This window comes from Comamonas jiangduensis (assembly GCF_030162955.1).
Taxonomy (GTDB): domain Bacteria; phylum Pseudomonadota; class Gammaproteobacteria; order Burkholderiales; family Burkholderiaceae_C; genus Comamonas; species Comamonas jiangduensis.
The window spans coordinates 26582-47137 of record NZ_JARXOV010000017.1; the positions used below are offsets into that span (position 1 = coordinate 26582).

The 20556-nt window shown below is 60.2% G+C and carries 17 protein-coding genes; 11 read left to right on the forward strand and 6 right to left on the reverse strand.

All coding sequences use genetic code 11. The features are described 5' to 3' along the window. Nucleotides 1–51: 51 nt before the first annotated feature. Both QEP12_RS13200 and QEP12_RS13205 read left to right on the forward strand, forming a co-directional pair. A complete protein-coding gene (locus QEP12_RS13200) occupies nt 52–1167 on the forward strand; it encodes an NADH:flavin oxidoreductase/NADH oxidase (protein ID WP_284214542.1) in 1116 nt (371 codons plus the stop codon). A gap of 78 nt (nt 1168–1245) precedes the next feature. Continuing rightward, nucleotides 1246–2679, forward strand: coding sequence for an aminotransferase-like domain-containing protein (locus tag QEP12_RS13205; RefSeq protein ID WP_284214589.1), 1434 nt, complete (start codon nt 1246–1248; stop codon nt 2677–2679). Nucleotides 2680–2712: 33 nt separating this feature from the next. Here the strand turns inward: QEP12_RS13205 and ccoG are convergent, their stop codons facing one another. Next, complete coding sequence (ccoG, locus tag QEP12_RS13210) at nt 2713–4167, reverse strand: cytochrome c oxidase accessory protein CcoG (protein WP_284214543.1); 1455 nt, start codon at nt 4165–4167, stop codon at nt 2713–2715. 342 nt (nt 4168–4509) lie between these two features. Between ccoG and QEP12_RS13215 the strand changes: the two genes are divergently transcribed. Together QEP12_RS13215 and QEP12_RS13220 are read left to right on the forward strand one after the other, a co-directional pair. Continuing rightward, nucleotides 4510–5142, forward strand: a complete 633-nt coding sequence (locus QEP12_RS13215; protein WP_219162340.1) for a DUF5610 domain-containing protein — start codon at nt 4510–4512, stop codon at nt 5140–5142. Nucleotides 5143–5356: 214 nt separating this feature from the next. Then, on the forward strand, nt 5357–5743 hold the full coding sequence (locus QEP12_RS13220) for a VOC family protein (RefSeq protein ID WP_284214544.1): 387 nt from the start codon (nt 5357–5359) through the stop codon (nt 5741–5743). Between the two features lie 83 nt (nt 5744–5826). On the opposite strand, the gene QEP12_RS13225 is transcribed toward QEP12_RS13220, so the two are convergent. From QEP12_RS13225 to QEP12_RS13245, 5 genes are all read right to left on the reverse strand, one after another. Continuing rightward, nucleotides 5827–8733: an aconitate hydratase gene (locus tag QEP12_RS13225; RefSeq protein ID WP_284214545.1), complete on the reverse strand. Its 2907-nt coding sequence runs from the start codon at nt 8731–8733 to the stop codon at nt 5827–5829. Nucleotides 8734–8900: 167 nt separating this feature from the next. Beyond that, entirely contained in the window at nt 8901–11486 is a 2586-nt protein-coding gene (acnB, locus tag QEP12_RS13230) for a bifunctional aconitate hydratase 2/2-methylisocitrate dehydratase (protein WP_284214546.1), read from the reverse strand. Between the two features lie 63 nt (nt 11487–11549). After that, the gene (locus QEP12_RS13235) at nt 11550–12125 is read right to left on the reverse strand and encodes a hypothetical protein (protein WP_219162344.1); all 576 of its coding nucleotides are present in this window, start codon (nt 12123–12125) and stop codon (nt 11550–11552) included. Nucleotides 12126–12175: 50 nt separating this feature from the next. Next, nucleotides 12176–13174 carry an HpcH/HpaI aldolase/citrate lyase family protein gene (locus tag QEP12_RS13240; protein ID WP_284214547.1) on the reverse strand — a complete coding sequence of 333 codons (999 nt, stop codon included), beginning with the start codon at nt 13172–13174 and terminating at the stop codon, nt 12176–12178. Between the two features lie 183 nt (nt 13175–13357). After that, complete coding sequence (locus QEP12_RS13245) at nt 13358–14347, reverse strand: malate dehydrogenase (RefSeq protein WP_219162346.1); 990 nt, start codon at nt 14345–14347, stop codon at nt 13358–13360. A 225-nt stretch (nt 14348–14572) separates the two neighbouring features. Here QEP12_RS13245 and QEP12_RS13250 point away from each other — a divergent pair, with 225 nt between their 5' ends. The 7 genes from QEP12_RS13250 to QEP12_RS13280 all read left to right on the forward strand — a co-directional run bounded on the left by QEP12_RS13250 (nt 14573) and on the right by QEP12_RS13280 (nt 20546). Next, nucleotides 14573–15364, forward strand: coding sequence for a GntR family transcriptional regulator (locus QEP12_RS13250; protein WP_174863156.1), 792 nt, complete (start codon nt 14573–14575; stop codon nt 15362–15364). Between the two features lie 134 nt (nt 15365–15498). Beyond that, nucleotides 15499–15933, forward strand: coding sequence for a succinate dehydrogenase, cytochrome b556 subunit (gene sdhC / locus QEP12_RS13255; RefSeq protein ID WP_174863154.1), 435 nt, complete (start codon nt 15499–15501; stop codon nt 15931–15933). Between the two features lie 18 nt (nt 15934–15951). After that, nucleotides 15952–16317: a succinate dehydrogenase, hydrophobic membrane anchor protein gene (gene sdhD / locus QEP12_RS13260; protein ID WP_174863153.1), complete on the forward strand. Its 366-nt coding sequence runs from the start codon at nt 15952–15954 to the stop codon at nt 16315–16317. Between the two features lie 36 nt (nt 16318–16353). Next, nucleotides 16354–18159, forward strand: a complete 1806-nt coding sequence (sdhA, locus tag QEP12_RS13265) for a succinate dehydrogenase flavoprotein subunit (protein WP_174863152.1) — start codon at nt 16354–16356, stop codon at nt 18157–18159. Between the two features lie 27 nt (nt 18160–18186). Continuing rightward, nucleotides 18187–18891: a succinate dehydrogenase iron-sulfur subunit gene (locus QEP12_RS13270; protein WP_174863151.1), complete on the forward strand. Its 705-nt coding sequence runs from the start codon at nt 18187–18189 to the stop codon at nt 18889–18891. 3 nt (nt 18892–18894) lie between these two features. After that, entirely contained in the window at nt 18895–19170 is a 276-nt protein-coding gene (locus QEP12_RS13275) for an FAD assembly factor SdhE (RefSeq protein WP_174863150.1), read from the forward strand. Between the two features lie 65 nt (nt 19171–19235). Next, on the forward strand, nt 19236–20546 hold the full coding sequence (locus QEP12_RS13280) for a citrate synthase (RefSeq protein ID WP_174863149.1): 1311 nt from the start codon (nt 19236–19238) through the stop codon (nt 20544–20546). The last annotated feature ends 10 nt before the right edge of the window (nt 20547–20556 follow it).

The following is a 20556-nucleotide window of genomic DNA, read 5'->3' on the forward strand; positions in this document are numbered from 1 at the left end:
TTTTTGTGTCATGCTGCGGCGCAAGATTTGCTGTGAAGGGACGCGCCCACCATGCCTGCTTTGTTTTCCCCCATCCGCTTTGGCTCGCTGGAACTGGCCAACCGCATCGTCATCCCCCCGATGTGCATGTACTCGGCCGAGGAAGGCTGCGCCACCAGCTGGCACCTGATGCACTACGGCCAACTGGCCCAGTCCGGCGCCGGTCTACTGATCCTGGAAGCCACCGCCGTCGAGGCCCGGGGCCGCATCAGCGCCCACGACCTGGGCCTGTGGAACGATGCCCAGGTACAGGCGCTGCGCCCGGTGCTGGCGCACATCCGCCGCTACAGCCCCATGCCCGTGTGCATGCAACTGGCCCACGCCGGCCGCAAGGCCAGCAGCCGCCGGCCCTGGGAAGGCGGGGGCGCCCTGTCTGCCGACCACCCTGAGGCCTGGCAAACCCTCAGCGCCAGCGCCCAGGGCTTCATGCCCACCGACCCGCTGCCAGCCAGCGCCACGCTGGAAGATATTGCCCAGATCAAGCAGGCCTTCGTCGACGCCGCCGTGCGCGCGCACGGCCTGGGGCTGGATGCGCTGGAGCTGCACGCCGCCCACGGCTATCTGCTGCACCAATTCCTGTCGCCCCTGTCCAACCTGCGCAATGACGCCTATGGCGGCAGCCTGGACAACCGCATGCGCCTGACGCTGGAGGTGTTCGACGCCATCCAGGCGGCCCTGCCAGCGGGCTTTCCCATCGGCGTGCGCATCTCCGCCACCGACTGGGTGGACGGCGGCTGGGACCTGGCGCAAAGCCAAGTGCTGGCACAGGCACTGGCACAACGCGGCTGCGCGTTCTTGCATGTCTCCAGCGCCGCACTGCACCCGGCGCAGCAGATCCCCATCGGCCCTGGCTACCAGGTGCCACTGGCCGACGGCCTGCGCCGCCACCTGCAGGGGGCCATGCCCGTGATTGCCGTGGGCCTGATCACCGACCCGCAGCAGGCCCAGGCTATCCTGGATGCCGGCCAAGCCGATGCCATCGGCGTGGCCCGCGCCATGCTCTACAACCCGCGCTGGCCCTGGGAGGCCGCCCGCCAGTTGGGCGCCCAAGTGGCGGCCGCCCCGCAGTACCTGCGCTGTGAGCCACATGGCGCCAAGGGCCTGTTGCAAATGGCGGCCACGACCTAATCCGGGGCGGGGCAGTATGGCGCTGGACAGCCCCTACACTGGGCGGCTGTGTTCACCCAACCCGCCCCCTCATCCAGCCTGACGCGCTACGCCACCCTGGCCGCCGACATCGCCCAGTCCATCCACGCGGGCGTGCTGCAGCCAGGCGACAAGCTGCCGTCGGTGCGCAGCTGCTGCGCCGCACGCGGCGTCAGTCCGTCCACGGTGTTCCAGGCCTACTACCTGCTGGAGGCGCGCGGGCTGATCCGTGCGCGCGAGCGTTCCGGCTACTACGTGGCCTCGGGCGCCCACCACCCGCCGCCTGAACCCGAGATCGCCCGGCTGCCGCCCCCGGCCTCGCTGACGGTGGATGTCAGCGAGCGCGTGTTCTCCATCCTGCAAGCCAGCTTTCAGCCAGGCACGGTGGGCCTGGGCAGCGCATTCCCCGCGCCCCAGCACTTCCCGTGGAACAAGCTGGCGCAGTCGCTGGCCGCCTGCGCACGCCAGGCCCAGCCGCAGGCCCTGCTCGATGACCTGAGCACCGGCCACAGCGGCCTGCGCCGCCACATCGCCCGCCGCTACCTGGCCGATGGCATGCCGCTGCACATGGATGATGTGGTCATCACCAACGGCGCCTTGGAGGCCCTGAACCTGTGCCTGTCTGCCGTCACCCGCCCCGGCGGCGCGGTGGTGGTGGAGTCCCCCTGTTTTTACGGCGCACTGCAGGCGCTGGAGCGCTTGGGCCTGCAGGCCATTGAAGTGCCAACGCATCCGCGCGATGGCATTGATTTACAGGCGCTGGAGGCGGCCATCACCACCCACCAGCCGCAGGCCATCTGGTTGATGAGCAATTTTCACAACCCGCTGGGCAGCCTGATGCCAGCGCCGCACAAGCAAGCCCTGTGCGATATGGCTGCGCGCCTGCAAATACCCGTGATTGAAGACGATGTCTACGGCGAGCTGTATTTTTCAGCCCGCCGCCCCCTGCCCATCAAGGCCTATGACCGCGCAGGCTGGGTGCTGCATTGCAGCTCGTTTTCCAAGTGTTTGGCCCCCGGCTGGCGCATTGGCTGGGTCACCGCCGGCCGTTTCACACAGGGGGTGGCCCGGCAAAAGCTCACCACCTCCATCAGCACCAATGCCCCGGCACAAGCGGCGTTGGCACATTACTTGGAGGGCGTGGGCTACGACAAGCACCTGCGCCAGTTGCGCCACATCTTGCTCACCCAACGCGATGCAATGGCCCAGGCGATCGCCCAGTACTTCCCACCCGGCACCCGCGCCACCCGGCCAGAAGGCGGCTACCTGATGTGGGTAGAGTTGCCCGAAGGCTGCGATGCCTTAGCTCTGCACCAGCAGGCCTTGACCGCCGGGATTAGCCTGGCTCCCGGCCCGGTGTTCTCGGCTTCGCAACGGTTTGAGCGCTGTATCCGGCTGAATTTTGGCTTGCAATGGGATGCGCGCACCATGCCTGCCCTGCAGCAGCTGGGCCAGTGGTGCACCGAGATGCAGCAGCACGACAAACGTAGCTGACAGGTGCCGTGCCCTGTGTTTAGCTTTTAGCGTTTAGCGAGGTGCCAAAAAAGTGGTGTGCGCGGACACGGCAATCTTGGGATCGGCCTGCGCACGCACCTCAATCACCACAGGGTTGGAGCCTGGTTGCGCCGCACCATAAGGCGCTTGCAGGCGCACCACCACCCAGCGGTCTTCGGCCGCACCCAGCGCCACCGCGGTGTCTGACGCCACACGCAGCCCGTTAAGGCCCGAGGCTGACAGCACATAGTGCTGCGGCACTTCTGTGGCATTGCCGATCTGCACGCGGTAGATGTTCTCCATCATGCCGCCCGCCACGATGCGCGAGAGCGTGCCCCGGTCACGCACCACGTCCACCTTCAGCGGCACGCGCACGTACAAGCTAGTCACCATAGCCACGGTGATGGCCAGCAGCCCCGCGCCGTACAGCAGCACGCGCGGGCGGAATACGCGGCGCAGCATTTGCGCACGGCTCCAGCGCTGTGCCAGGGCTTGCTCGGTACTCCAACGCACCAAACCGCGCGGATAGTGCATTTTGTCCATGACGCTGTTGCAGGCGTCAATGCACAGGCCGCAGCCAATGCATTCGTACTGCAAGCCATCGCGAATATCAATGCCCACCGGGCAGACCTGCACGCACAGTGTGCAGTCAATGCAGTCACCCAAACCTTGGGCGCGGTAGTTGGCATCTTTGGCACGCGGGCCACGGCCCTCGCCGCGCGCGGCGTCGTAGCTCACGATCAGTGTGTCCTTGTCAAACATGGCGCTTTGAAAGCGTGCATACGGGCACATGTATTTGCACACCTGCTCGCGCAAAAAACCAGCATTGCCGTAGGTGGCCAGGGCATAAAACGCAATCCAGAAAATCTGCCAGGCACCTTGCCACGCCATCACCTGCACCGCCAAATCGCGGATGGGCACGAAATAGCCCACGAAGGTGAAGCCCGTCCACAGCGACAGCAGCAGCCACAGCAGGTGCTTGCCGCCACGCCGGGCCGTTTTCTCCAGCGTCCAGCCGCTGCCGTCCAGGCGCAGGCGCGCGCTGCGGTCGCCCTCCAGCCGGCGCTCGATCCACATGAAGATCTCGGTGTACACCGTCTGCGGGCAGCTGAAGCCACACCACAGGCGCCCGGCTACGGTGGTGAACAAAAACAGCGCCAGGGCGCTGACGATGAGCAGCGCCGTCAGATAGATGAAGTCCTGTGGGTACAGCAGCCAGCCGAAGACGTAAAAACGCCGCTGCTCCAGATCGAACAGCAAGGCCTGGCGCCCATGAATTTGCAGCCAGGGCACACCGTAAAAAAACAGCTGCGTGATCCACACCAGCGCCCAGCGCCAGCGGGAAAACAGACCCTGGATGGAACGCGGCTGAATCTTCTTGCGCGCTTCATAAAAAGAAACTGCGGCAGGCTCTGCGTGGATCGGAATTGTCTTGCGCGGCGCGTGCTGGCTGCCGCCGACATTCGTGGAAGTGTTGTGATGAGGCATAGCGTGAAAGGGCTCGCCCGCCAGTCCCTACCAGCGGTGCACCACCGCGACTGTGCGCGCCCGGCGCCCGGAACAAAAGCATCAGATTGGGGGCAAAAACACCGGATCAGATGCACCTCAACCCAACATCACCATATCAGTTCAGTAAAAAGTGAGCTGCTGGCGCTAGTCAAATAATGCTTTGCATCTGCTTTAACCCTAAAACGCTTATCCAATCAACGCTAACAGCTCTTTTTTTTAACGAATGCACGCCATCAGGACCAACGGCACTTCAGTACACGCGCCGAATTGCCGACATGCACGATAAGGCCCTGTAAGCCTGTATTGCATCTGGAGCGCACCATGCTGAACGCAACCCACCTCCCCGCCCCCGCTTCCCCCGACACGGCCGTGCTCACCAATAGCACGCCGCTGGACGAGGCGCAGAAAACCGCCACCGCCAGCAGCCAGGGCCAGCAGAACATGCGCAATGCGCAGATCCTGGAAGCCTCGCTGCAGGTCAGCCTGCAGACCGGCAACGACAGCCTGGCCCTGCTGTACCGCACGGCGGTGGATGCCATCAACCAGGAGCTGGCGCCCGAGCTGGGCCCCGACGCCATCCAGAACGCCATGGGCCAGGACCACAGCGCGCAGGCCACGGCAGGCCGGATCGTGGGCCTGTCCACCGCGATGTTCGACGCCTATGCGGCCCGCTACCCCGACAAGGAGCTGGCCGAGGTGGCCCAGGATTTTGTGGCGCTGATCCGCGGCGGTTTCAAGCAGGGCTACCAGGAGGCGCAAGACATCTTGAACAGCCTGGGCGTGCTGGGCGAAGGCAGCCCGGTGGCGGCCGGCATTGCCCAAACCTACGAGCTGGTGCACAAGGGCTATGACGACTGGCTGCAGGCCAAGCTGGGCGCGCTGCGCGGGGATGCCGCACCCAGCGCCTCTGCTGACGCCGCGCCTGCCGCGCCAGGCCCGGCCACTGCCCCCTGAGTCCGGGGCGGGCACGCAGGATTGAGCTGGGTGCACAAAATGGCAGGAAACTCAGACTGCACCTACGCAGTCAGCTATGGTTTTTAGATTCCAACGCGTGCGCCTGCTGAAAAAAAAGCCGCCGTCCTGCATCCCTGGCGGGCCAGACTTCGACAATCGAGACACACGGTGGCCCCGTGCCACGCCCCCGCTGCATCCCCCCAGGAGGTCTGCCATGACACGCAATCCCGTTGGATGGTTCGAAATCTATGTGCAGGACATGGACCGTGCCAAGGCGTTCTATGAAAACGTGCTGTCGCGCACGCTGCAAGCCCTGGCCCCACCCGGCGCCGACGGCAGCGACATGGAGATGTGGGCCTTCCCCATGCAGCCCGAGGCCGGGGGTGCGGCCGGCGCCCTGGTCCACATGCCGGGGGCACCGTCCGGCAATGGCGGCACGCTGATTTATTTCAGCTGCGAGGACTGCGCCGTCGAAGCCGGCCGCGCGGTCGCCCAGGGCGGCACCGTGGTGCGCGACAAGATGCCGATCGCTCCCTACGGCTTCATCGCCCTGATCACCGACCCGGACGAAAACCTGATCGGCCTGCACTCGATGCAGTAACCCAGCACACCGGCCCCTGCCAACACTGCGCGGCGTGGACTCAGGATCGCGTAGCGCCCCTGACTGCGCGCGCCGAGCCTGTTTCAGCGCAGCAACTGGCGCAGCACATACGGCAGGATGCCGCCATGGCGGTAGTAGTCCACCTCGATGGGGGTGTCGATACGCAGCTTGACGGTCAGTGTCTGCTGGCTGCCGTCGGTGCGGGTGATGACCAGTTGGGCATCGCTTTGCGGCGCCAGATCGGCGGCGGGAATCACGTCAATGAACTCATCGCCCGTCAGTCCCAGGCTCTGCCAGCTGTCATTGCCCTGGAACTGCAGCGGCAGCACGCCCATGCCTACCAGGTTGGAGCGATGGATGCGCTCGAAGCTGAGCGCCACCACGGCCTTGATGCCCAGCAACTGCGTGCCCTTGGCCGCCCAGTCGCGGCTGGAGCCGGTGCCGTACTCCTCGCCGGCCAGCACCACGCTGCCCCGGCCAGCGGCCTGGTATTTCATAGCAGCGTCGTAGATCGACATTTTCTCGACCTTACCCGCATCATCGCGGTACAGCGTGACCCCACCCTCCTCGCGCGAGCCATCGGCCTGGGCGGGAAGCATCAGGTTCTTGATGCGCACATTCGCGAAGGTACCGCGCATCATCACCTCGTGGTTGCCGCGACGCGAGCCGTAGCTGTTGAAGTCCGCCTTCTGCACGCCATGGGCCAGCAGCCACTGGCCGGCGGGCGAGCTTTCCTTGATGGAACCTGCGGGCGAAATGTGGTCGGTGGTGATGGAATCCCCAAACAAGGCCATGATGCGCGCGCCATGCACGGCATTGGACTGGGCATATTTTTGGCCTCCAGCACCTGATGAGCTTGCAGAATCAGCTCCCAATTGCAGAGCAAAATCCTGGAAGAACGGCGGCTCGGCGATATAGGTGCTCGGCGGCCAGGTGTAGGTGGCGCCGGTCACTCCCTTGATCTTTTCCCACAGCTTGCCGGGCTCAGTCTTCACCTTCTCATAGTTGGCGCGGAAGACCTTGCCGTTCATGGCGTACTTCAGCAAGGCCTGGATTTCCTCGCTGCTGGGCCAGATATCGCCCAGGTACACGTCCTTGCCGCCCTTGCCCTGGCCCACAGGCTCGGTCATCAAATCCTTGCGCACGGTACCAGCAATGGCGTAGGCCACCACCAGCGGCGGGCTGGCCAGGAAGTTGGCCTTGAGGTTCGGGTGAATGCGCGCCTCGAAGTTGCGGTTGCCCGACAGCACAGCCGCGCACACCAGGTTGTTGCGGGTGATGGCATCGTTTAGCTCGGGCGTCAGATCGCCCGCATTGCCAATGCAGGTGGTGCAGCCATAACCGGCCAGCGCAAAACCCAGCTTTTCCAGATAGGGCAACAGGCCAGTTTCGGCCAGGTACTCGGTCACCACGCGCGAGCCCGGCGCCAGCGATGTCTTGATGTGCGGCTGGACCTTGAGACCCGCCTGCACTGCCTTCTTGGCCAGCAGGCCGGCCGCCAACAGCACGCTGGGGTTGGAAGTGTTGGTGCAGCTGGTGATGGCGGCTATCAGCACATCGCCATTGCCGATGCGCAGCACCTTGTCGTCGCTGTCCGGCAGCGCGCACACCGCGGTGGTGGTCGCTGCATCGTGCGCGGTCTCCAGTGTGGGGCGGTTGCTGACCATTTCCACCACGGAGCGGTCCGCGCCGGCTTTGGGCGGCGGCGCATCGGAGGCCTGTTCGCCTTCGCCGCAACCTACGCGATAACGCAGTCCCAGCTTGTCGGCTGGCTGGTTGAAGCCATTGGCCGCCACCGAGGCGGTGAACAGCGCATCGAACTTGCCCGCTACATCGCCGATTTCGATGCGGTCCTGCGGGCGCTTGGGGCCGGCCAGACTGGGTGTGACCTGGCCCAGGTCCAGCGTAACCACGCGAGAGTAGTCAATATCGCCCGCCTTGGGCACGCCGAACAACTCTTGGGCGCGGAAATAGGCCTCGAACGCCTCGATCTCTCTTTTCTTGCGACCGGTACCCTGGAAGTAGTCCAGTGTTTTCTCATCCACCGGGAAAAAGCCCATAGTGGCGCCATATTCGGGCGCCATATTGCCGATGGTGGCGCGGTCTGGCAGCGTCAGGCTGGCCGTGCCTTCGCCAAAGAACTCCACAAACTGGCCCACCACCTTTTCCTTGCGCAGGATTTCGGTGACAGTGAGCACCAGGTCAGTGGCCGTCACCCCTTCGCGCAGGCGGCCGGTCAGCTCAAAACCCACCACATCGGGGGTCAGAAAGTACACCGGCTGGCCCAGCATGGCGGCCTCGGCCTCGATACCGCCCACGCCCCAGCCCACCACGCCAATGCCGTTGATCATGGTGGTGTGGCTGTCCGTGCCCACCAGGGTATCGGGGTAGTACACGCCGTCTCGGGTCTTGTGCACACCGCGCGCCAGATACTCCAGATTGACTTGGTGCACGATGCCAAAGCCCGGCGGCACCACGCCAAAGGTGTCGAAGGCCTGCATGCCCCATTTCATGAACTGGTAGCGCTCTTGGTTGCGCTGGAATTCCAGCTTCATGTTCAGGTCCAGTGCCTTTTTGGTACCGAAGTAATCCACCATGATGGAGTGATCGACCACCAGATCCACCGGCACCAGCGGCTCAATGGCCTTGGGCTTCTTACCCAGTCTGGCAGCCGTGGAACGCATGGCGGCCAGATCGGCCAACAACGGCACGCCGGTGAAATCCTGCAGCACCACGCGCGACACCACAAATGGGATTTCGTCGGAGCGCACGGCCTTGGGCTTCCACTGCGCCAGTTGGGCCACATGCTCGGGCGTGACCTTGTTGCCGTCGCAGTTGCGCAGTACCGATTCCAGCACGATGCGCAGCGACACCGGCAGGCGCCTCACGCCGGGGTATTGCTGGGCAAGCGCAGGCAGTGAAAAGAATTGCCCCTGCTTGCCCGACGCGGGCTGGAAGCTTTGCAGGGTGGAAGCGAATGCGTGTTTCATCGGAGGTCTCCGTTCATACGACAGCCATCACCGCTGCATTCTGCGTCGCCACCTGGAGCACGTCTAGCGGACAAAGACCTTGCGCTCACCGCACGCGTACAAAAAAACCCGCCGAAGCGGGTTGAGAGGCCATTGCCAGGGCAAGCCCTGGCAGATGCGAGCGGGCATTACACCTTTTCGGCAACTTCGGCGTATTCAGCGATCTGGTCGAAGTTCATGTAGCGGTAGACCGATGCCTTATCGGCATCAATCACGCCCATTTCCTTGAGGTACTCTTCCTTGCTAGGCAAGTAACCCAGACGCGAGGCAATCGCAGCCAACTCGGCCGAGCCCAGGAACACGTTGGTGTTCTTGCCCAGACGGTTGGGGAAGTTGCGGGTGGACGTGGAGATCACGGTCGCACCTTCGCGCACTTGCGCCTGGTTGCCCATGCACAGCGAGCAGCCGGGCATTTCGGTACGCGCACCGGCAGTGCCGAACGCAGCGTAGTGACCTTCCTTGATCAACTCGTCCTGGTCCATCTTGGTGGGTGGAGCCACCCACAGCTTGACCGGAATGTCGCGCTTGCCGCCCAGCAGCTTGGCTGCAGCGCGGAAGTGACCGATGTTGGTCATGCACGAACCGATGAAAGCTTCATCAATCTTGGTGCCGGCCACTTCAGACAGGAACTTGGCGTCATCCGGATCGTTCGGGCAGCAAACGATAGGTTCCTTGATGTCGGCCAAATCGATTTCGATGACGTGGGCGTACTCGGCGTCCTTGTCAGCTTCCAGCAGGTTGGGCTGTGCCAACCAGGCTTCCACCTTTTCGATACGACGCTGCAGCGTCTTCGCGTCTTGGTAACCGTCAGCAATCATGTTCTTCATCAGAACGATGTTCGAAGTCAGGTATTCCTTGATGGGCTCAGGGTTCAGCTTGATCGTGCAACCAGCCGCCGAGCGCTCCGCCGACGCATCGGACAGTTCAAACGCTTGCTCCACCTTCAGGTCAGGCAAGCCTTCGATTTCCAGAATACGGCCCGAGAATTCATTGATCTTGCCGGCCTTGGCCACAGTCAACAAACCTTGCTTGATGGCGTACAGCGGAATGGCGTGCACCAAATCGCGCAGCGTCACGCCGGGCTGCATTTCGCCCTTGAAGCGCACCAGTACCGACTCAGGCATGTCCAGGGGCATCACGCCAGTCGCGGCGCCGAAGGCCACCAGACCGGAGCCTGCGGGGAAGGAGATGCCGATGGGGAAACGGGTGTGCGAGTCACCACCAGTGCCGACGGTGTCAGGCAACAGCAGGCGGTTCAACCAGCTGTGGATCACGCCGTCGCCAGGACGCAGGGCCACGCCACCGCGGTTGGAGATGAAGGCTGGCAGTTCGCGGTGGGTCTTCACGTCCACAGGCTTGGGATAAGCGGCTGTGTGGCAGAAAGATTGCATCACCAAATCGGCAGAGAAGCCCAGGCAAGCCAAGTCTTTCAGCTCGTCGCGGGTCATCGGGCCGGTGGTGTCTTGCGAACCCACAGTGGTCATGCGAGGCTCGCAGTAGGTACCGGGGCGCACGCCCTGGCCTTCGGGCAAACCCACTGCACGACCCACCATCTTTTGCGCCAGCGTAAAGCCCGCGTTGGTGGCTGCTGGGGCTGTGGGCAGACGGAACACAGTCGATGCGGGCAGACCCAAGAATTCACGGGCCTTGGCAGTCAACGAGCGGCCAATGATCAGGTTGATACGACCACCCGCGCGCACTTCGTCAAACAGCACGTCGCTCTTGAGCTGGAACTCAGCGACGGTTTCGCCGTTCTTGGTGATCTTGCCGTCATAGGGCAGCACGTCGATGACGTCGCCCATTTCCAGCTTGGACACGTCCACTTCGATAGGCAGCGAACCCGAGTCTTCTTGGGTGTTAAAGAAGATAGGTGCGATCTTGCCACCCAGCGTCACACCACCAAAGCGCTTGTTAGGCACGAATGGGATGTCTTGACCAGTGGCCCAAACGATAGAGTTGGTCGCCGACTTGCGCGACGAGCCGGTACCAACCACGTCACCCACATAAGCCACCAGATGCCCCTTTTTCTTCAGGTCTTCGATGAACTGGATGGGGCCGCGTTTGCCGTCTTCTTCGGGCTTGAAGGCCGCGTCAGGACGGGTGTTCTTGAGCATCGCCAGATAGTGCAGCGGAATGTCTGGACGGCTCCAGGCATCGGGTGCGGGCGACAGGTCGTCGGTATTGGTTTCGCCGGGCACCTTAAACACGGTGACGGTGATTTTCTTTTCCACTTCTGGGCGCGATGTGAACCACTCGGCATTCGCCCAGCTTTCCATCACTTCCTTGGCCTTGGCGTTACCGGCCTTGGCCTTGTCTGCCACGTCGTTGAAGAAGTCAAACATCAGCAATGTCTTCTTCAGCGCATCGGCAGCCACAGAAGCCACCTCAGCATCATCCAGCAGCTCGATCAGAGGATGCACGTTGTAGCCACCAACCATGGTTCCCAGCAACTGCGTTGCCTTGGCCTTGGAGATCAGACCCACTTTAAGATCGCCGTGCGCAACAGCAGCCAAAAAAGATGCCTTGACCTTGGCGGCATCGTCTACCCCCGGAGGCACACGGTGGGTCAGCAAATCCAGCAGGAATTCTTCTTCACCAGCAGGAGGAGCCTTGATCAGCTCGATCAGTTCAGCGGTTTGCTTGGCGTCCAGCGCCAAAGGGGGGATGCCCAATGCGGCGCGCTCGGCCACATGGTCACGGTAGGCTTTCAACATGGTTCTCTCTCCATTGGTTTTCTAAGAGTGGGGCAGCGTTTTACAGCGCTTTGGCTCCTGGAGTTACTTTCCAGGAGCATCCAGCAAGCTGGGTGGTGGGCTTTTTTTGATGGCCTCTGCCACCTGAAGTTGTTCGGGGCTCATGCATTCATCCGCAAGACGTTTACCTTGCTTTTGGTTCATCAGCATGGATTTATTGGCAATTTGCAACCAGACCGCGCCAGATTTCTGGTCTTCCAAACGCACGACACCGGTGCTTGTGCCCACAGGTGCCATATGAAAGTTAAAACCATTACCGCTGACCAAAAAGTGACCTACGTTGCTGCCATCTTTGATCACGCTGACGTGCTGGCCCAGTTCACATGCGATACGGCCTGTGTGCACTCGATCGGCCAAAGCAAGCTCGTCAGCGTTCAGCGCCCGGGGTGCCAGCACTGCTGCGGCGGCACCTGTGGCGACCGTAGCGGCAGCCGCTTTTTTGCGGGGTGCTGCCGTTGTTTTGTTAACGGGTGTAGTCGCTTTTTTCGTTGTAGTTGCAGCCTTGGTTGCTGCAGGTTTGGTGGTGGTCTGCGCCTGCGCAGTAGGTACCAAAGCGAATGCAGGAGCAATCAGCAAAACGGAGGCAATCAGTTGTTTCATGCGAACTCCAGCGGGAATAAAAAGTAATTTGTTAAACATGTGCTGCACACTCATACAGCACTCCTATCCAACCATTGTCGCGCTTGTTCTGGCAAAGGCATGGCAGTACGCTGCGCACGCTCGAGCAACTGCCAGTAATAACGGTAACTGGCCCGATCGTGCAGCACACCGTGATAGCTGATAGGCGCCCAATCTTCCTGAGCGGCGGCAAGCAAAATATCGTTGGCCTCTTGGACTTCTTGGACTGCTGGCGCAAATGCCGCCAAGATGGGGCGTATTTGGGCGGGATGAATGCTCCACATCCGGGTGTACCCAAGTTCACTGTTGGCCTTGGTCGCAGCTGCCTGCAGCGCTTCGGTATTTTGAAATTCAGTCACCACACAGTGCGACGGCACCTTACCGTGCGCATGGCATGCTGCCGCGATCTCTAGCTTTGCACGCACCACCAATGGGTGTGCAAACTGGCCTTGCACTCCCATCGCGGCGCTTGGAATGGCGCCCGCGTGCGCAGACACGTAGTCCATCAGTCCAAAAGACAAGCTTTGCACACGCGGATGCGCTGCAATCTCAAAAGCCTGCTCTACCGCAGCAGGGGACTCAATCAGCGCATGCACAGGGACATGCGCAGCTGATGCGCGCTCCAGTGCCCGCACGGCCTGCAAGATGTCATCCACGGACTCCACTTTGGGCAGCATGATGTGCGAGAGCTTGTGCCCAGCCTCTCCGGCAATGATGGCAATATCCTCTTCAAACGCAGAATGATCTACCGCATGCACACGAGCGGCTACCCGGCAGCCATCTGGGGATGCCTTCAGCAAGCTGGCAACAAGCTGGGCATGCACTTTTTCTTGCCCAACTGCAGCACCATCCTCGCAATCTAAAGTGACGTCAAAAACACAAGCCCCGAACTCTTGCAACATCTGCTGCTGCAACTCAAGGCTTTTGCGCATACGAACTTCCACACCGCTGTAATGATCACAAACGGGCAGCAGGTTGGCAGCAGCTTGTGCGCCCAACAAGATCTCGCGGGGATGGGTTCTGGTACGCATGAGTGAAAAAAATAAACAGAGCGCACTTCGCATGGCCGCACAGAGCAAGCCTGTGCTGTTGTGTGAAGAAACACCTTTTGCTCAACCAGCCACCAGCATGTTGTGCAAAAGATTTCTCTTGCTTGACACCCCCATGGCCCTTTGCAGCGCCATGGGGAAATCACACAGAGGTGATGGAGGTGCTTACAGCAGGTGCTTCACACCGTCTTGCTCACCTTGCAGTTCAGCCAAGGTCTTGTTGATGCACTCTTGCGAGAATGCGTCGATTTCCAGACCTTCAACGATCTTGTATTCGCCGTCAGGCGTAGTGGTCACAGGGAAGCCGAACACGATGCCAGCAGGAATGCCGTACTCGCCGTTCGAGGGCACGCCCATCGTCACCCATTCGCCATTCGAGCCCAAGGCCCAGTCACGCATGTGATCGATGGCAGCGTTGGCAGCCGATGCAGCCGAGGACAGGCCACGCGCGTTGATGATGGCAGCGCCGCGCTTGCCCACGGTGGGCAAGAACACGTCCTTGTTCCACTCTTGGTCGTTGATCATTTCCTTGACCGACTTGCCGTTCACAGTGGCGAAACGGTAGTCCGCGTACATGGTGGGAGAGTGGTTGCCCCACACGGTCAGCTTCTTGATGTCGCCAACCTTGAAACCAGCCTTGGCAGCCAGTTGCGACGCCGCACGGTTGTGGTCCAGACGCAGCATGGCAGTGAAGTTCTTTGCTGGCAGATCAGGCGCGGACTTCATGGCGATGTAAGCGTTGGTGTTGGCGGGATTACCCACCACCAGCACCTTCACATTGCGCGAGGCCACGGCGTTCAATGCCTTACCTTGAGCTGTGAAAATTTGTGCGTTAGCAGCCAACAAGTCTGCGCGCTCCATACCGGGGCCACGAGGACGAGCACCCACCAGCAAGGCGTAATCCGTGTCCTTGAAAGCTTGCAGAGGGTCGCTATGTGCTTCGATACCCGCAACCAGAGGGAAGGCACAGTCTTCCAGCTCCATAATGACGCCCTTCAGCGCGTTCTGAGCCTTCTCGTCAGGAATTTCGAGCAGTTGCAGAATAACGGGCTGATCTTTGCCCAGCATTTCGCCGGATGCGATACGGAACAACAGGGCGTAACCAATTTGACCTGCGGCGCCGGTGACGGCAACTCGGACGGGCTTCTTGCTCATGGTGAAAACTCCAGATTTCGGAAATAAACAGTTGTCGGCGCACTGTTGCTCCAGCATCTGTAACCAGTAGCCCGTGCTCCGTAAACAGGCACGAAGTGTACTCTTGATTTTGTCTTCCGGTCAATTTGTCTTATGTCTTATATAAGATATGATCTCGACCGAGCTCCAACAGAACAAACAGGCTCAAAATTCGCACCCGGAGGCCTTGAACTCTCGAACACCCTTATGTCCTCATCGCAACCCTCTTCATCCGACAGTGCTTTTGGCAGCAACACCGTTTCTTCTGCACTGACTCCCGCTTTCAGCCCGCTGTACCAACAGATTAAAGGCTTGATCCTTCAAAGCCTGCAGGCTGGCGAATGGCGCCCCGGAGAGTTGATCCCCAGCGAAATGGAGCTAGCCGCCCGCTTCAAAGTCAGTCAAGGCACTGTGCGCAAGGCGATTGATGAGCTAGCAGCTGAAAATTTGGTCATGCGCCGCCAAGGCAAAGGCACATTTGTGGCCACCCACTCAGCACAGCAGGTGCAATATCGCTTCCTGAAGCTGCATCCCGATGTCGGCGATCTGGAAGGCGAAGGTCGAGCCCAGCGCACCATCTTGGAATGCAAACGTCTGCGCGCACCTGCAGAAATCGCACGTCTGCTCGCATTACGCAGCGGAGACACTGTGGTTCAAGTGCGACGCGTTTTGGCTTTTAGTGGTATCCCGACTATTTTGGAAGACATTTGGCTCCCTGGACAGGCTTTCAAAGGCCTGACAGCCGAACAAATGGCCAGCTACAAAGGCCCTACTTATGCCATGTTTGAAGGAGACTTCGGCGTGCGCATGGTGCGGGCGGATGAAAAATTGCGCGCTGTACTTCCCGATCCAGCGCAAGCGGAGCTACTGAACGTATCGCCCCAGACCCCTCTGCTGAGTGTCGAACGTCTTGCTTACACCTACAACGATATCCCCATGGAGTTACGACGCGGTATCTACAGAACTGACACACATCACTACAAGAACGCCTTGAGCTAATCATCAGTGTTACAAGGCGATAAAAGGAAACAATCGCGCAGCCACCAAGCAACCGCTGCGTGGGTGCAATAGAATTTTAGATCTTTTGCTCCGCGCGATTACCACGCAGTTACATCCACGAAAGCACCCCCGCCATGACAGAGCTTGAAAAAAAGAAGCGGCCTGAGTTCCGCAACATCAATGTTTTAGAAGGATTGCCACACAAACTGCCCGTTGGTGGTTATGTATCCATTCTTCACCGTATCAGCGGGATGCTGATGTTTGTCCTGTTGCCATTCGTAATCTGGATGCTGGACGCCTCCTTGTCTTCCGAATTTTCCTTCGCGAAGTTCAAGTCGGCCTTTACGGAAGGCTGCGGCTTCATCCCTGGCTGGTTCATTACCCTGGTTGCGTTGGCCATTATCTGGGCTTACCTGCACCATCTGATGGCGGGTTTACGCCACCTGTTCATGGATATGAACCACAACCTGGTCAGCAAATCCTTCGCCAAGTCTTCTGCCATCACCGTATTGACCTTGAGCATCGGCTTGACCGTGATCTTGGGCGCCAAGCTGTTTGGTCTGTACTAAGCATTAGAGGAATAAATCATGTCAGTAAATTACGGCTCCAAGCGCACCGTCGTTGGCGGTCACTACGGTCTGCGTGACTGGTTGGTGCAGCGTGTTACAGCAATCTTGATGGTGATTTTCACCGCTGTTGTTTTGGCACAAGTGATCTTCACGCAAGGCGAAATTGGCTACGAACTGTGGGCAGGCATTTTTGCCGCCCAGTGGATGAAATTTCTCACCTTCGCTGTGATCGTTGCCATGATCTGGCACGTCTGGGTGGGTGTACGTAACGTCTGGATGGACTATGCCAAGTCTGTGGCCCTGCGCCTGACTTTGCACGTGGTGTCCCTGATCTGGCTGGTCGGCTGCACTGGCTGGGCTTTGCAGGTTCTGTGGCGTTTGTGATCGGCGTTAGACCGCCTCCACGATTGAAAGTTAAGAATGAGCTATTCCAAAGCAAATATCACCAAGCGCAAGTTTGACGTCGTTATCGTCGGCGCTGGCGGCTCCGGTCTGCGTGCTGCCCTTGAACTGTCACGCGCAGGTTTGAGCGTTGCCTCCTTGTCCAAGGTTTTCCCTACGCGCTCGCACACCGTGGCAGCCCAGGGTGGCGTGTCCGCATCGCTGGGCAATATGTCCGACGACAACTGGCACTATCACTTCTACGACACCATCAAGGGTGGCGACTGGCTGTCTGACCAAGACGCCGTGGAATTCATGTGCCGCGAAGCTCCCAAAGTGGTTGTCGAGTTGGAGCACTTCGGCATGCCGTTTGACCGCAACGCCGACGGCACCATTTACCAGCGCCCCTTCGGCGGCCACACCGCCAACTACGGCGAAAAGCCCGTACAGCGCGCCTGTGCCGCTGCTGACCGCACTGGCCACGCCATGCTGCACACGCTGTACCAGCAAAACGTAGCTTCCAAGACCAACTTCTTCGTGGAGTGGATGGCTCTGGACCTGATCCGCAACCAGCAAGGTGACGTGGTTGGCGTAACCGCCCTGGAGCTGGAAACCGGCGATCTGTATGAGCTGCACGCCAAGGCCGTCTTGCTGGCCACGGGTGGTGCAGGCCGCATTTTTGCTGCCTCGACCAACGCTTTCATCAACACCGGTGATGGCTTGGGCATGGCTGCGCGCGCAGGCATTCCTTTGCAAGACTTGGAATTCTGGCAGTTTCACCCCACTGGCGTAGCCGGCGCTGGCGTGCTGCTGACCGAGGGCTGCCGTGGCGAAGGCGCGATTTTGCTCAATAGCGAAGGCGAGCGCTTCATGGAGCGCTATGCACCTACGCTCAAGGACTTGGCACCGCGTGACTTCGTGTCGCGCTCGATGGACCAGGAAATCAAGGAAGGTCGTGGCTGCGGTCCTAACAAGGACTACATCCTGATGAAGCTGGACCACCTGGGTGCCGACACCATCCGCAAGCGCCTGCCATCCGTGGAAGAAATTGGCCACAACTTCGCCAACGTGGACATCACCAAGGAACCCATCCCAGTGGTGCCTACCATCCACTACCAGATGGGCGGTATTCCCACCAACATCCACGGCCAAGTGGTCACTTGGGACGGTGAAAAGAACAACGTGGTCAACGGTTTGTACGCAGTGGGCGAGTGCGCTGCGGTTTCCGTGCACGGCGCCAACCGTCTGGGCACTAACTCGTTGCTGGACCTGCTGGTCTTCGGCAAGTCTGCCGGCAAGCACATCGTGAAGTTTGTGGGCGGCTACGGCGAATACCAAGACATGCCCGCTGACGCAGCGGATCGCACGCTGGAGCGCCTTAACCAGCTGGACAACTCCACCGAAGGCACTTACGCCCAGGACTTGGCAGGCGACATCCGCTCCACCATGCAGCAACACGCTGGCGTGTTCCGTACGCAAAAGGGTATGGACGAAGGCGTGGTCAAGGTCAACGCGCTGCGCGAGCGTGTGGGTTCGGTCACGCTGAAGGACAAGTCCAAGGTGTGGAATACCGCCCGCATGGAAGCCCTGGAAGTGGACAACCTGATCGAAGTGGCCCAAGCCACCATGACTTCGGCAGCTGCGCGCAAGGAATGCCGTGGCGCACACACCGTGTACGACTACGAGCACCCTGCCGATCACGCTGAATTCCCGCTGGGCCGCAACGACAAGGAATGGCTCAAGCACACGCTGTGGCACAGCGCCACCAACAGCTTGACCTACAAGCCCGTGAACATGAAGCCGCTGACCGTGGAAAGCATTCCACCCAAGGTTCGTACGTTCTAACCCAGCAGCCCACGAGAGAAGATTACTATGAAGCGCACATTCAAAATCTATCGCTACGATCCGGACAAAGACGCCAAGCCCTACATGCAGACTGTGGAAGTAGAGCTGGACGGCCACGAGCGCATGTTGCTGGACGCCCTGGTCAAGCTCAAGGCCATGGATCCTTCCATCGCGTTCCGTCGCTCGTGCCGTGAAGGTGTTTGTGGCTCTGACGCCATGAACATCAACGGCAAGAACGGTTTGGCTTGCTTGACCAACATGAACACCCTGCAAGGTGACATCGTGTTGAAGCCCCTGCCTGGTCTGCCAGTCATCCGCGACTTGATCGTGGACATGACCCAGTTCTTCAAGCAGTACCACTCGATCAAGCCTTATCTGCAAAGCGATATCTACGCTACAGAAAACAAGGAACGCCTGCAGTCGCCCGAAGAGCGTGAAGAGCTCAACGGCCTGTACGAGTGCATCTTGTGTGCCAGCTGCTCGACCAGCTGCCCCTCGTTCTGGTGGAACCCCGACAAGTTCGTGGGCCCCGCTGGCTTGTTGCAGGCTTACCGCTTCATCGCCGATAGCCGCGACACCGCCACCAGCGAGCGTCTGGACAACCTGCAAGACCCCTACCGCTTGTTCCGTTGCCACACCATCATGAACTGCGTGGATGTGTGCCCCAAGCACCTGAACCCCACGAAGGCGATTGGCAAGATCAAGGAGCTGATGGTGCGCCGCGCCGTCTAATCCATGAACGAGCTGGACACCCTCCTCGAAGAGAAAGAACGCGACTTGCTACGGTGGCGCAGCCGCCGTGGCTTGGTCGAAAACGATCTCTACATCGAGAACTTTTTTGCCTGCTATGGCAACCAATTGACGCGGAGACACGCAATTGGTTTGTCTGCCTTGATGGACTTGGCAGACAACGATCTGATGGACCTTTTCCTGCGCCGCAAGGAGCTGGAAGGGGCCTTAGACACCCCTGAAGTTAGAGAAGTGCTGCAAATGGTGCGCAAGCCCGTTTGAGAAGCACACCTTAAAAAAAGGCCCGCCAGGCAGGCTGGCGGGCCGATCAGAGAAGGAAGTTGGAAATGAAACTCGCTGACAACAAAGCAACCCTGTCATTCAGCAACGGCGCACCTAGCGTTGAACTGCCCGTTTACCAAGGCAATATCGGCCCCGATGTCATCGACATCCGCAAGCTGTACGGCCAAACGGGCATGTTCACCTATGACCCAGGCTTCCTCTCTACAGCGGCTTGCCAGTCTGCCATCACGTACATCGATGGCGACAAGGGCGAGTTGCTGTACCGCGGCTACCCCATTGAACAACTGGCCAAGAACTGCAATTTCCTGGAAACCTGCTACCTGCTGCTGTACGGTGAGCTGCCTAACGAAGCCGAGAAGGCCAAGTTTGAAGAGACAGTGACCCAGCACACCATGGTGAACGAGCAGATGCAGTTCTTCCTGCGTGGCTTCCGCCGTGACGCACACCCCATGGCCGTGCTGACTGGCTTGGTGGGCGGCATGTCGGCCTTCTACCATGACAGCACCGACATCACCAACCCTGAGCACCGCAACATTGCCGCGATCCGTTTGATCGCCAAGATGCCTACGCTGGTGGCCATGGCATACAAGTACGGCATCGGTCAGCCTTACATGTACCCCAAGAACGATCTGTCTTACGCTGGCAACTTCATGCGCATGATGTTCGGCAACCCTTGCGAAGAGTACAAGGTTAACCCCGTGGTGGAACGCGCGCTGGACCGCATCTTCATCTTGCACGCTGACCACGAGCAAAACGCGTCGACTTCCACCGTGCGTCTGTGCGGCTCGTCGGGCACCAACCCCTTTGCGGCCATTTCCGCTGGCGTAGCTTGCCTGTGGGGCCCTGCCCACGGCGGCGCCAACGAAGCTTGCCTGAACATGCTGGAGAACATCCAGGCCAACGGCGGTATCGCCAAGGTCGGCGAGTTCATGGAGCAAGTCAAGGACAAGAACAGCGGCGTGAAGCTGATGGGCTTTGGCCACCGCGTGTACAAGAACTACGACCCCCGCGCCAAGCTGATGCAAGAGACTTGCAACGAAATCTTGTCCGAGTTGGGCCTGGAAAACGATCCGCTGTTCGCGCTGGCCAAGAAGCTGGAAAAGATTGCGCTGGAAGACGACTACTTCGTGCAGCGCAAGCTCTACCCCAATGTGGACTTCTACTCCGGCATCGTGCAGCGCGCCATCGGCATTCCAGTGAACCTGTTCACCGGCATCTTTGCGCTGGCACGTACAGTGGGCTGGATCGCCCAGCTGAACGAGCAAATGGGTGACCCCGAGTACAAGATCGGCCGCCCTCGCCAGCTGTTCACCGGCTCTGTCGCGCGCGACGTCAAGCCTATCGGCCAGCGTTAATCGCACCGGC